Raw genomic sequence first — 12920 nt, 5'->3', positions numbered from 1 at the left:
GGAATTACGAATAGGTTATTTTTGCGAAAAGCCTATCGAAATTATGGTAAATTATTTTTCTTCAGACTTTAAACTTGGAATCCTTGGTGGAGGACAACTCGGGAAAATGATGTTATACGACACCCGAAAATATGATATTCACACCCTTGTTCTGGATCCCAGTGCGGAAGCCCCATGCAAGATCGCCTGCAATTACTTCGAGCAGGGAGACCTTATGGATTATGGTACAGTTCTCAATTTTGGCCGGAAGGCTGATGTGGTGACCTTTGAGATCGAAGGAGTGAATGTAGATGCACTCAAAAAACTGGAGTCTGAAGGAGTCAGAACTTATCCTTCAGCTGCTACACTCGAAAAAATTCAAAATAAGGCTACTCAGAAAAGATTCTACAGAAAGAATGAAATTCCAACGGCTGAATTTGAAGTTTTTGATTCTATCTCTGATCTTAAAACTGCGATCGAGGATGGAAGTCTAACTATCCCTTTCGTTTGGAAGAGTGCCACGGGCGGTTACGACGGGAAAGGAGTTTCTGTTATCAAAAAACAGGAAGATCTCAATGAACTCTCTGAAGGGGAATGCATTGCCGAAAAACTGATCCCTTTCAAGAATGAACTTGCAGTGATAGTTGCCAGGAATCCTTCCGGAGAGGTAAAAACCTACCCTGTGGTAGAAATGGAATTTCACCCCACAGCAAACCAGGTAGAATATGTAATCTGCCCGGCGAGAATAGAAGAGAAAGTAGCCGAAAAAGCCAGAAAAACAGCAGAAAATGTTTCCAGAGCATTTCAGCATGTTGGATTACTGGCGGTAGAAATGTTTCAGACAGAGAATGATGAGATCCTCGTTAACGAGGTCGCCCCGCGACCACACAACAGTGGACATTACAGTATTGAAGCCTCGTATACCAATCAGTTCGAGCAACATTTAAGAGCCATTCTTGATCTTCCGTTAGGAAATACAGATAGTAAAGTAGGCGGAATTATGGTAAATTTGGTAGGCGCTGAAGATCATGAAGGGAATGTCGTGTACGAGAATATCGAGGAGATCATGAAAATGGAGGGAGTCACCCCGCATATTTATGGAAAGAAGATCACAAGACCCTTCAGAAAAATGGGACATGTTACCATTGTGAATAGGGACCTGGCAGAAGCCAGAAAGATTGCCGAAAAGGTAAAGAACAGTATTAAAGTAATAAGCGACAATAAATAATAGAATGGGAAAAGTAGCAGTAATAATGGGCAGCACAAGCGATATGCCCGTAATGCAGGAAGCCATAGATATTTTAAAAGGTTTTGATATTGAAGTTGAAGTCGATATAGTTTCGGCCCACCGAACCCCTGAAAAGCTTTTTGAGTTCAGCAAAACTGCCCACGAAAAGGGTATTAAGGTTATTATCGCCGGAGCAGGTGGCGCTGCTCATTTACCCGGAATGGTTGCATCCATGTCTCCCCTACCGGTTATAGGCGTTCCCGTAAAATCAAGAAATTCAATAGACGGATGGGACTCTGTACTATCCATTCTTCAAATGCCCGGCGGTGTCCCGGTAGCTACTGTTGCCCTTGATGGAGCAAAAAACGCGGGTATTCTGGCCGCCCAGATAATAGGTTCTTCAGATAAATGTGTGCTGGATAAAATACTGGTATACAAGGAAGGCCTGAAAGAAAAAGTCATAGAAGGCGCAAAATCCCTGAAAAAATAAGAAAGGCCGCAGTAGCGGCCCTTCTAGTAGTTTAAATCGGTATTATTATTTATTAACCATTCTAAATATAAAACCAGAACTTTGTAAACTACTATGTGAATTTTAAGTTAATTACCTATTAATCAACGACTAAAATAGTTAAAATAACTTAAAACCCCGCTTTTGCGTTAAAAAATTTTGTCGATAACGTTAACTAAATTTATTAAATGGATTCTCAGAATATATTATTAACAGAGTTTGATTATGCTCCTTTTTCCAGGATAAAGACCGAAGATTATAAACCGGCAATTCTGGAGTGCGTGGAGCTTGCGAAGAAGGAAATAGACGGAATTGCAAATTCCGCAGAGAAGCCAAGCTTTCAAAATACCGTTGAAGCCCTTGAATATTCAGGTCAAAAACTGGATAGGGTTACCAGTATTTTTTTCAATATAAATTCGGCAGAGACCAACGAAGAAATTCAGAAGATAGCACAGGAAGTATCTCCGGTGCTTTCCGAATTCAAGAATGATGTAATACTCAATAAAGCTCTTTTTGAAAGAATCAAAAATGTCTTTCAGCAAAAAGATTCACTTGATCTTAACAAGGAACAGAGCACATTGCTTGAGAAAAAATACAAAGCCTTTACAAGAAACGGGGCCAACCTCCCGGAAGAAAAGCAGAAAGAACTCCGGGAAATAGATAAGGAGCTATCCAGACTCAAACTTAAATTTGGAGAAAACGTACTGGCTGAAACCAATCGTTATGAATTACTGGTTACCGATGAAACACGCTTAAAAGGTCTACCTGAAAGCTTTAAAAATGAAGCTAAATCTGTAGCTAAAGAAAAAGGCAAGGATGGCTGGATATTTACTTTGGAATACCCAAGTTACCTTCCTTTCATGAAATATGCTGAAGACAGAGAATTGAGAAAGGAACTGGCATTTGCCTTTGGATCCCGCGGTTTCCATAACGATGAACTGGACAACCAGGAGAATGTTCTGAAAATTGCAAAACTAAGATACAAAAGAGCAAAACTGCTTGGTTTTGACTCTCACGCTCATTTCGTATTAGAAGAAAGAATGGCGGAAACTCCGGAAAAAGTTGATTCTTTTCTAAATGAAATGCTGGAGAAAGCAAAACCGGCGGCCGAAAGGGAATTCAAGGAATTGGAGAATTTCGCTAAAGATCTGGATGGCATAGACCAGCTCCAGAAATGGGACGCTGCTTTTTATGGTGAAAAGCTAAAGCAGAAACTGTTCAATCTGGACGATGAGAAACTAAAACCATACTTTAAACTTGAAAACGTCATCGACGGAGTATTCACTGTTGCTCAGAAACTATATGGACTCCATTTCGAGGAAGTTCATGATATTGATAAATACCATCCAGATGTAAAGACATTTCAGGTAACCGACAAATCTGGCGCAACGGTTGCGCTGTTCTACGCTGACTTCCATCCCCGCCCTGGAAAAAGGGATGGTGCCTGGATGACTATCTATAAACAACAGTATGTTCAGAAGGGTAAAAATGAAAGACCACATATCTCCATAGTATGTAATTTCACTAAACCAACTGAAAAAGAACCTTCGCTTCTTACTTTCAATGAAGTGACCACCCTATTTCATGAGTTTGGTCATGCTCTTCACGGTATGCTTGCAAATACGACCTATCCTAGCCTTTCTGGAGCAAATGTATACTGGGACTTCGTGGAATTACCCAGTCAGGTTCTTGAAAACTGGTGTTATGAAAAGGAATCCCTTGAGCTTTTCGCGAGGCATTATAAGACCGGAGAAGCGATTCCGCAGGAGTATATTGATAAGATAAAGGAATCTGCGAATTTTCTTGAAGGAATGGCCACTATCAGGCAATTAAGTTTTGGAATGCTGGACCTAAGCTGGCATGCAACTGATCCTTCAGATATTGAAGATGTAAAGCAACATGAGGCAAAAGCTTTTGAGCCTACAAAACTTTATCCTGATGTTCCTTCCAGTTGTATGAGCACTGCATTCTCCCATATATTTCAGGGTGGCTATTCTGCAGGATATTATTCCTATAAATGGGCTGAAGTTCTGGATGCCGACACCTTTGAATATTTCAGCGAACATGGCATCTTCAGTAAGGACATTGCTGATAAATTCAGGGAAAACATCCTTTCCAAAGGAGGAACCGAACATCCTATGGATCTATATAAACGCTTCCGTGGACAGGAACCAAAACCTGAGGCCCTGTTAAGACGGGCGGGATTGATTTCAAAATAGTGAGAATCAAAGGCTGGCGGTGCAAATCTTATCGTTTCTATAACTTTTGATAGCCTTTCTTTTGCTATTTTTGATTAGAACCGTATAGATCTAGATCATGCCAGCCAACGAACTCGATCCTAATAAATGGGTTGATAAATATTCAGATTACCTGTTCAATTACACGATTGTTCGAGTAAATGATCGCGAGGTGGCCAACGATCTTATATCAGAAACATTTCTGGCAGCCCTGAAATCAGCCAAATATTTCAAGGGAGAGGCAAGTGAGCGCACGTGGCTGATTTCCATTTTAAAGCGTAAAATAATAGATTACTATCGTAAAATTAATTCCCGCAAGGGACAGGCCGAAGTCAAGATAAACTATTCTGACGACTACAATGATGGTGAATGGCTGGAGGAACAAGTAGCCGATCAATTTGACCGCACTGCAGAAGATGAAATGGAAAATAATGAACTGGGGCTTGCCATCCTGGAGTGCCTGGACAGTATCAACGAAAAGCATGCGGCCATTTTCAAAAGAAAAACGATTGACGATGCAGATACTGAAGCTATCTGTAATGAATTTGATATCACCCCGTCTAACCTTTGGGTTATTATCCACAGAGCCCGAACTGCCCTCGCTGCCTGTTTGGAAAAAAATTGGTTCTAATTATGAGTAGGATGAGTAAACTTTTTTTTATCGATTGTTCCAAGGCGGCCGAATGCTGCAACAAGTCTCAATATAAAGAAGCCCGGCCCATGGAAAAAATGATGTTGTTTTTTCACCTGGCATTTTGCAGGGCATGTCGAAAATTTTCTACCAAAAATTCAAAGCTTACCGAGGCTATCCAGAAATCAAATCTCCAATCCTGCACCGAAGAACAAAAACAAGCCTGGCGCGAACAGATTAAAAAGGAATTTGCGGAAGACAATGTTCAATAACCCAGTAAATCCCTAAATAGAATACCGGCACCGCCTCCACCCAGAAAGAACAGTAGTACTTTTTCTGTTGCTTCCTCGATTTCCAAAGTAACATCCCACTCAATAACAAAATGAGTGTCAAAGACAAAAAATTACTGGTGCTGAATGAACTCAGAATAAGTTCTGCAAAGAATATAATACCTAAAAGCGAAAACCCGAATACTTTGGTCTTATAAACACCCAATTTTTGAGGAATCGTTCCCAAGCCTTCATCATCGTATCTCAGGTCTCTTATTTCAAACGGAAGAGTTAGAACGATCACCAGCATAAATCGCTGAATAAAATCCACAAGAATATCGGTTTCGAGATATTCTTTAGCCTGAATAAGCGGTAAAAAGACTGTGGTTGCAGCCCATACTATAGAAATTATAAAAATCTTGATACCAGGCAGGCTCCTAAGATTCTTATTTTCCCCTAAAAAAGGTACTGCATAGAAAAGGGTTAGAATGGCTAATATCCCGGAGGCAATAATAAGCCTCATTTCCAGCTGGAATGCAAGATAAATGAGAGCAATAAAGGAGATAAAGGAGAAAACCTGAATATAGCGCAGATTCTTTGCTAGACTCAGGTGATGAAGTTTCGCTATTCCTGCATATTTCACAAAGTTATAACCGGTAACAGAGGCAAAAAAAATGAATAGAATTAACTCTATATCTATCTTCCCATTATATTGAAAAAAAGTGATCAGCGTAAATGCGACCACTGCAAGGGAGACATGAATACTGCTATTTATGTAGAGTTCAAAAGCATTTTTTAAATACCTCATCCTGCTAAATTACATATAATATCCCTTTATGGATTTGGGAGTACAAATCTTAACAACTGTATGCTACAAAACTGTAAAAAATTAGTATGAAATTATGTATTTTCGCAGCACTAAAACACAACTATATTTTAATGAGAACAGATTCTTTCGCATTACGTCACATAGGCCCTAAAGCAGAAAACTTACAGGAAATGCTGGACACAATCGGCGTCGAGTCTATTGAGCAATTGATATACGAAACTATTCCGGATGATATTCGCCTTCACAAGCCGCTTGATCTTCCAAGAGCAATGAGCGAAAATCAGTATGCAGAACATATCAAAAAGCTTTCAGAAAAGAACAGGGTATTTAAGACCTATATAGGGCTGGGTTATCATCAGGCCATTTTACCAGCTGTGATCCAGCGTAATATTCTGGAAAACCCAGGTTGGTACACTGCCTACACTCCTTACCAGGCTGAAATTGCTCAGGGACGACTGGAAGCATTACTGAACTTCCAAACCATGGTAAGCGATCTTACCGGAATGGAAATCGCCAACGCCTCTTTGCTTGATGAGTCTACCGCAGCAGCAGAAGCCATGGCTCTTTTATATGCAGTACGCGACAGAAAGCAGAAGAAAGATAATGTGAATAAGTTCTTTGTTTCTCAACAGGTGCTCCCACAAACCATTTCTCTAATGGAAACCCGGGCCAACTTCCTGGGAATTGACATGGTAGTAGGAGACCATGAAGAATTTGATTTCTCAGAAGAATATTTTGGAGCCCTGGTACAATATCCCGGTAAATTCGGACAGGTATTTGATTATTCAAACTTCGTAGAAAGCTGCAAGAATGCTAATATAAAAATAGCCGTGGCCGCGGATATCCTTAGTCTTGTTAAGCTGCAGGCCCCGGGAGAACTGGGCGTTGATGTGGTAGTAGGAACTACCCAGAGATTTGGAATACCACTTGGATACGGAGGCCCGCATGCCGCTTATTTTGCGACCAAAGAAGAATACAAGCGTAACCTTCCAGGGCGTATTATTGGTATTACTAAAGATCTTGACGGTAACAATGCACTACGTATGGCTCTTCAAACCAGGGAGCAACACATAAAAAGAGATAAAGCTACTTCCAATATTTGTACAGCACAGGTATTGCTTGCAGTAATGGCCGGAATGTATGCGGTTTATCACGGTCCCAATGGCCTAAGATACATTGCAGATACAGTTCACGCTTCAACCGTGAGCCTGGAGGACAAACTCAAGGATCTTGGATTCGAGCAGTTGAATTCTTCTTATTTTGATACTTTACATGTTAAGGCCAATGCCAATAAACTGAAGGAGATCGCTGAAAGAAATGAGATCAATTTCTACTATCCTGATGAAGAAAGTGCCTGTATTTCAATAAACGAAACAACTACCACCGACGATCTGAATGCCATCGTTGCCGTATTCACTGAACTGGCGGGAAAAGACAAGACTGAAATTGACGAGCTTTCAACACGAAACGCAATTCCGCAGGAACTGCAGAGAAAAACTGAGTTCCTTACACATGAGGTTTTCAATCTTTATCATTCGGAAACCGAATTAATGCGTTATATCAAGAAACTGGAACGCAAGGACCTTTCGCTGAATCATTCTATGATCTCATTAGGATCCTGTACCATGAAACTTAATGCTGCTTCGGAAATGCTACCATTAAGCAATCCACAATGGGGGAATTTACACCCTTTTGTGCCGGTTGATCAGGCCGAAGGTTACCAAATTGTGCTTAAGGAACTCGAGCATCAGCTTACCGAGATCACTGGTTTTGCTGCCACTTCCCTACAGCCGAATTCTGGTGCGCAGGGAGAATATGCCGGACTGATGGTAATTCGTGCATATCACGAAGCTAATGGTGAAGGACATAGAAATGTATGTCTGATCCCATCTTCAGCTCACGGGACCAATCCTGCTTCTGCAGTAATGGCCGGGATGAAGGTAGTTGTAACTAAAGCTTCTGAGAACGGTAATATTGATGTTGAAGATCTTAAGGAAAAAGCTTTAAAATATAAAGATAATCTTGCCGCACTGATGGTAACTTATCCATCAACCCACGGAGTATTCGAATCAGCCATTCGTGAGATCACAAATATCATCCACGAGAATGGAGGTCAGGTCTATATGGATGGGGCTAACATGAATGCGCAGGTTGGATTAACCAATCCGGGACGTATTGGTGCCGATGTTTGTCATTTGAACCTTCATAAAACTTTTGCCATTCCGCACGGAGGGGGTGGTCCCGGAGTTGGGCCTATTTGTGTCGCTGAACAGCTAAAACCATTCCTTCCCGGTAACCCGGTTATAAAAACCGGCGGAGGAAAAGCTATTGGGGCTATTTCATCGGCTCCATGGGGATCTGCCCTGGTTTGTCTTATTTCTTACGGATACATAAAGATGCTAGGAACCGGCGGGCTTCAGAAGGCCACTGAATATGCAATTCTGAATGCTAACTACATTAAGGAAAGACTAAAGGACCATTACAAAACCTTGTATTCAGGAGAAAGAGGACGCGCCGCTCATGAAATGATCGTTGACTGTCGTCCATTCAAGGAAAAAGGAATTGAGGTAACCGATATCGCCAAAAGACTTATCGATTATGGTTTCCATGCACCAACGGTATCATTCCCGGTGGCAGGAACTATTATGATAGAACCCACCGAGAGTGAGAGCAAAGCTGAGCTGGATCGCTTCTGTGATGCTTTGATCTCTATTCGTGAAGAGATAGATGAAGTTTCGGCTGACGATGCGAACAACGTATTGAAGAATGCACCGCATACTATTCACATGCTGACCTCAGATGAATGGAAATTGCCATATTCAAGGGAAAAAGCTGCGTATCCACTGAGTCATCTTCATGAAAATAAGTTCTGGCCCAGCGTTAGACGAGTGGATGAAGCCTTTGGTGACAGAAACCTGATGTGCACCTGCCCTCCTACCGAGGAATATGCTGAAGCCTAGAAACTTATTAAATCCTGTAAAAAAAGACCAGCTTATTGCCGGTCTTTTTTTTGGATTAATATTTTCAGGATTTAAAAGGAATTTTGTGACTAATTAATTAAATTGTGAGCCAAGAAAGAAGAGCCCATGAACTGCAAAATTACCGGAACGGGAAGTTATATTCCTAATGTCGTTACTACAAATGCCGATTTTGATCAGCATGAATTCTATAATCTTGATGGTTCCTCATTTCCTCACGACAATGAAACCACAATTAGAAAATTCAAAGCCATTACAGGTATAGAGGAAAGAAGATACCTGGATGAAAATCTCAATACTTCAGATATCGCTGTGATCGCAGCCCAAAAAGCGATTGAAAGTGCCGGTATTGATCCTGAAACCCTGGACTATATCATTGTAGCTCATAACTACGGTGATGTTAAAAATGGTTCCATTCAAAGCGATACCGTACCCAGCCTTGCAACCAGGATCAAATCCCATTTAAGAATCAAAAATCCTAAATGTGTTGGCTACGATGTGCTTTTTGGATGTCCCGGCTGGATAGAAGGAATGATACAGGCTCAGGCTTTCATCAGGGCCGGTATGGCAAAAAAATGTCTTGTAATTGGTGCCGAAGCTTTATCCAGGGTGATAGATAAGCATGATCGTGACTCAATGATCTTTTCAGACGGAGCCGGAGCAGTAATTCTTGAGGCAAGCGATGAAGAAGGAGGCATCCTCTCTCATGAATCGGCTACCTATTCATTTCAGGAAGCTGAATATATCTATTTTGGAAAATCGAATCATTCTTCCGCGCCTGAAGATGTAAAATATATAAAAATGCACGGCCGCAAGATCTATGAATTTGCTCTTATGAATGTGCCTAAAGCCATGAAAGAATGTCTTGAAAATAGCGGTAAATCTGTACAAGATCTTAAAAAGGTATTTATCCACCAGGCCAATGAAAAAATGGATCAGGCAATTATAGACAGATTTTACAAACTTCACGGGATGAAAGCTCCTGAAGATGTAATGCCCATGACGATTCACGAACTGGGGAATAGCAGTGTAGCAACCGTCCCAACATTATTTGATCTCGTTCTTAGAGGTAAAATTGAAAATCAGACTTTAAATAAAGGAGACATTGTAATGTTTGCGAGTGTTGGTGCGGGAATGAATATTAATGCGATCACCTATCAGATCTAGAATGTACGAGAAGAGCTTTCCTAAAAAACGCTATCAAAAGACACTGGATTTTTTAAAAGAAGTAGCTCCTCCACCGGCAGAAGTACTGGATCTGGGCGTTAAAAACCCTTTCACTTACCTCATGAAAGAAGAGGGTTACAATGTGCATAACACTACCGGAGAAGACCTGGATGAGGATTTTACCGCGGTTCAAAACGGAGAGTTCGATCTGGTAACCGCTTTCGAGATTTTCGAACACCTTCTCGCTCCCTATAATATCCTGAAGGAAATAAGAGCCAAAAAACTAGTGGCGAGTGTGCCACTCAAATTATGGTTCTCCTCCGCATACAGGAGTAAAACAGATGAATGGGACCGGCATTATCACGAATTCGAAGACTGGCAGTTCGATTGGCTACTGGAAAAAAGCGGATGGGAAATCAAAAGAAGTATAAAATGGGCTAATCCCGTAAACAAATTGGGGGTAAGACCTGTTCTAAGAAAATTCACTCCACGATATTATGCGGTTTATGCCGAAAGAATATAGGCTTCTATTGCCAAAACCATATCTTAGCCCTGTTCAAGAATAATAGTTCCTTTGAAGATCTATATTGTAATACCCGCTCACAATGAGGCCCGCTTTATTGGCCAAACCCTGAATTCCTTAAGCCGACAAAGTCTTAAGCCAGATAAACTGGTAGTTGTGGATGATGGATCTACCGATGAAACATTTGCTGCGGCAGAGGAATATGCGCAAAAACATTCCTTTATTCAGGTTATAAAAAACCATTCTTCTACCGAGCATGCGCCGGGAAGTAAAGTTATTAATGCTTTTTACAAAGGTTATTACCAGCTGGATGATGACTTTGATGTGATCTGTAAATTTGATGCGGACCTTATTTTTCCAGAGAACTACCTGGAAAGTATTGCAGCCTATTTCGAAAAAGATCCACAGGCAGGCATGGTCGGAGGATTTTGCAGTGTACAGAGAAAGAATAAATGGACACCTGAAAACCTTACCGGGAAAGACCATATACGGGGAGCCCTTAAGGCTTATCGCAAACATTGTTTCATTCAGATTGGGGAACTTAAACCGGCTATGGGTTGGGATACTGCTGATGAATTACTGGCAAGATTCCATGGCTGGAAGGTGATAACTGACGAACGCCTGCTTGTAAAACATTTGCGTCCCACAGGGATGAATTATTTTGAGCATTCCGGCCGGAAACAGGGAGAAGCATTTTACCGATTAAGATACGGGACTCTACTGAGCCTTATCGCTTCAGCAAAACTTGCAGCAATGAAAGCCAATCCGTTTGCTTTTCTGCATTATATGGCAGGATATTTTAAAGCTAAAAATAAAAAACGACCTTTTCTCGTTTCTGAAGAAGAAGGCCGTTTTATTAGAAAACTTCGCTGGGCGAATATCAGAAAGAAATTCGCCTGAATCTTATTTTTCTAAAATTTCAGTTAATGGTTTACCCGTAGCTGCATTAGGAAAAGATATCCCCAGGAAAGAAGATATTGTAGGAGCTATATCCGGAATTTCGGAACGCTCATAAGTACTTCCTTTTTCAATCCCTTTCCCATAGAATATCAGCGGCACGTGGGTATCATAAAGGAAGCCGCTACCATGGGTAGTCCCTTTTTCAGGATAAATTATATAACCCGGATCCAGCACAAACAGTACATCTCCACTGCGTTTCTGGTGATAACCCTGCTGTATTAGATAACCAATCCCATTAGTGAAAGCGCCGGTTTGTAATTGATCCCTCGTATAAACACGTGAAATATAAGGCTGCTGAAGCAGGTAATGAGCGATCTTCTCCTGAACTTTATCACAATCAAGATCCTCTTGCGCCAGCACATCATAATCCAGAAATACCTGGGTGTTGGAGACATTTTGAATAAGGCTATCTGCCTTAAATTCATTTTTCACATAAGCCTCCAATAACTCCTTTGCCTTGATATCATTGAAATAACCGGCAGGAATACGGCGAGTATTAAGGTAAGCCGGAACATCCACTCCCCCATGATCTGCAGTAAGAAAGACCGTATATTCATCCTCTCCTATCTTTTGATCAAGATATTTCAGAAAATCGGCCAGAGCCAGGTCAAGTCGTAAATAGGTATCCTGTATCTCCTTAGAATTCACGCCAAAGTTATGCCCAACATAATCGGTACTGGAAAAACTTAAAGTAAGTACATCGGTGATCCCATCCTGTCCCAGGGCTTCTCCCTCAATAGCTGCTTTTGCGAATTCGGCAGTAAGATCATTTCCGAAGGGAGTAGCTTTAATGATCTCATATTGGCCATTTTTGGAGGCCAGTTCTGGCAAGTTATAAGGAAAAGTGGCGGTCTCCTTACCCTGAAAACCGAATTCAAAATTGGTTTCATCATCACCGCTTTCGGTATAAGCAGTGATGTCCTGCAAGGTATTCCAGGGTTTCAAATAGGTTTTAGCCTTTCCAGAATTGTTAAAATCCTTTACCCATTGGGGTAATTCATTCATATAAAAAGTACTGGTGATCCATTTAGCCTCATCCTGCCCATGGAACCAGTAAGCAGCATTAGCTGTATGGCCCGCCGGAAGTATGGCACCCCGATCTTTCAAGGCTATTCCTATGGTCTTACCCTTCATTTGAGTATGAAGTCTATTTTCATCGGCAAAGGTCGTAGACAACATCCGGTGAGGCGACATTTTACCAACAGGGCTCTCTGTACCCACTGACTCCACAGAATCATCTCCCGCACAGTACACTACCTTATCCTCAAACTTATTGAACCAGCTGTTGCTAATGATGCCGTGAGCGGCTGGTGTAGTTCCCGTAAAAACGGAGGCATGACCGGGACCGGTGTAGGTAGGAATATAATTGAAATGGTTATTCTTAAATGAAAACCCGTCATTGATTAACCTTTTAAAACCATCTTCACCAAATTTATTCCAGAAACGGGTAAGGTAGTCGTATCTCATCTGATCCACTACAATTCCCACTACGAGTTTAGGTTTATCTTCTTCAATTTGAGCCTCTGAATTGAAGAAGCTTATAAGCATTATAAAAGCCAAAAAATATCGTTTCATTAATCAAAATTTTATTTATTCAGGTCAAAAATACTA

11 protein-coding genes are annotated in these 12920 nt (G+C 41.1%); 9 read left to right on the top strand and 2 right to left on the bottom strand.

The window, feature by feature from the left end; all coding sequences use genetic code 11:
* Positions 1-43: 43 nt before the first annotated feature.
* From EZJ28_RS10575 to EZJ28_RS10555, 5 genes are all read left to right on the top strand, one after another.
* Entirely contained in the window at positions 44-1207 is a 1164-nt protein-coding gene (locus EZJ28_RS10575) for a 5-(carboxyamino)imidazole ribonucleotide synthase (RefSeq protein ID WP_131398025.1), read from the top strand.
* Between the two features lie 4 nt (positions 1208-1211).
* On the top strand, positions 1212-1697 hold the full coding sequence (gene purE / locus EZJ28_RS10570; protein WP_131397652.1) for a 5-(carboxyamino)imidazole ribonucleotide mutase: 486 nt from the start codon (positions 1212-1214) through the stop codon (positions 1695-1697).
* 206 nt (positions 1698-1903) lie between these two features.
* Positions 1904-3934: a M3 family metallopeptidase gene (locus tag EZJ28_RS10565; protein ID WP_131397650.1), complete on the top strand. Its 2031-nt coding sequence runs from the start codon at positions 1904-1906 to the stop codon at positions 3932-3934.
* Positions 3935-4031: 97 nt separating this feature from the next.
* Positions 4032-4583, top strand: a complete 552-nt coding sequence (locus EZJ28_RS10560; RefSeq protein ID WP_131397648.1) for a sigma-70 family RNA polymerase sigma factor — start codon at positions 4032-4034, stop codon at positions 4581-4583.
* Positions 4584-4594: 11 nt separating this feature from the next.
* Positions 4595-4855, top strand: a complete 261-nt coding sequence (locus EZJ28_RS10555; protein WP_242670108.1) for a hypothetical protein — start codon at positions 4595-4597, stop codon at positions 4853-4855.
* On the opposite strand, the gene EZJ28_RS10550 is transcribed toward EZJ28_RS10555, so the two are convergent.
* Positions 4821-5660 carry a hypothetical protein gene (locus EZJ28_RS10550; RefSeq protein ID WP_131397644.1) on the bottom strand — a complete coding sequence of 280 codons (840 nt, stop codon included), beginning with the start codon at positions 5658-5660 and terminating at the stop codon, positions 4821-4823. The two genes, EZJ28_RS10555 and EZJ28_RS10550, sit on opposite strands and share 35 nt — an antisense overlap.
* A 131-nt stretch (positions 5661-5791) precedes the next feature.
* Between EZJ28_RS10550 and gcvP the strand changes: the two genes are divergently transcribed.
* From gcvP to EZJ28_RS10530, 4 genes are all read left to right on the top strand, one after another.
* Positions 5792-8641: an aminomethyl-transferring glycine dehydrogenase gene (gene gcvP, locus EZJ28_RS10545; RefSeq protein WP_131397642.1), complete on the top strand. Its 2850-nt coding sequence runs from the start codon at positions 5792-5794 to the stop codon at positions 8639-8641.
* A gap of 126 nt (positions 8642-8767) precedes the next feature.
* Entirely contained in the window at positions 8768-9826 is a 1059-nt protein-coding gene (locus EZJ28_RS10540) for a 3-oxoacyl-ACP synthase III family protein (protein WP_131397640.1), read from the top strand.
* A gap of 1 nt (position 9827) precedes the next feature.
* Positions 9828-10349: a methyltransferase domain-containing protein gene (locus EZJ28_RS10535; RefSeq protein ID WP_131397638.1), complete on the top strand. Its 522-nt coding sequence runs from the start codon at positions 9828-9830 to the stop codon at positions 10347-10349.
* A gap of 51 nt (positions 10350-10400) precedes the next feature.
* Entirely contained in the window at positions 10401-11249 is an 849-nt protein-coding gene (locus EZJ28_RS10530) for a glycosyltransferase family 2 protein (protein ID WP_131397636.1), read from the top strand.
* 3 nt (positions 11250-11252) lie between these two features.
* Here the strand turns inward: EZJ28_RS10530 and pafA are convergent, their stop codons facing one another.
* Positions 11253-12884, bottom strand: coding sequence for an alkaline phosphatase PafA (pafA, locus tag EZJ28_RS10525; protein WP_131397635.1), 1632 nt, complete (start codon positions 12882-12884; stop codon positions 11253-11255).
* Positions 12885-12920: the final 36 nt, after the last annotated feature.

Origin of the sequence: Gramella sp. KN1008 (assembly GCF_004332155.1) — a bacterium.
In the GTDB taxonomy this organism is placed as follows: Bacteria; Bacteroidota; Bacteroidia; order Flavobacteriales; family Flavobacteriaceae; genus Christiangramia.
This window is presented reverse-complemented; position numbering and strand designations above follow the sequence as displayed.

Bases quoted from the DNA above. Each gene is read 5' to 3' on its own strand.
- EZJ28_RS10560 (WP_131397648.1), top strand. From the start codon at position 4,032: ATGCCAGCCAACGAACTCGATCCTAATAAATGGGTTGATAAATATTCA.
- EZJ28_RS10575 (WP_131398025.1), top strand. From the start codon at position 44: ATGGTAAATTATTTTTCTTCAGACTTTAAACTTGGAATCCTTGGTGGA.
- gcvP (WP_131397642.1), top strand. From the start codon at position 5,792: ATGAGAACAGATTCTTTCGCATTACGTCACATAGGCCCTAAAGCAGAA.
- EZJ28_RS10535 (WP_131397638.1), top strand. From the start codon at position 9,828: ATGTACGAGAAGAGCTTTCCTAAAAAACGCTATCAAAAGACACTGGAT.
- EZJ28_RS10565 (WP_131397650.1), top strand. From the start codon at position 1,904: ATGGATTCTCAGAATATATTATTAACAGAGTTTGATTATGCTCCTTTT.
- EZJ28_RS10550 (WP_131397644.1), bottom strand. From the start codon at position 5,660: ATGAGGTATTTAAAAAATGCTTTTGAACTCTACATAAATAGCAGTATT.
- EZJ28_RS10555 (WP_242670108.1), top strand. From the start codon at position 4,595: ATGAGTAAACTTTTTTTTATCGATTGTTCCAAGGCGGCCGAATGCTGC.
- pafA (WP_131397635.1), bottom strand. From the start codon at position 12,884: ATGAAACGATATTTTTTGGCTTTTATAATGCTTATAAGCTTCTTCAAT.
- EZJ28_RS10540 (WP_131397640.1), top strand. From the start codon at position 8,768: ATGAACTGCAAAATTACCGGAACGGGAAGTTATATTCCTAATGTCGTT.
- purE (WP_131397652.1), top strand. From the start codon at position 1,212: ATGGGAAAAGTAGCAGTAATAATGGGCAGCACAAGCGATATGCCCGTA.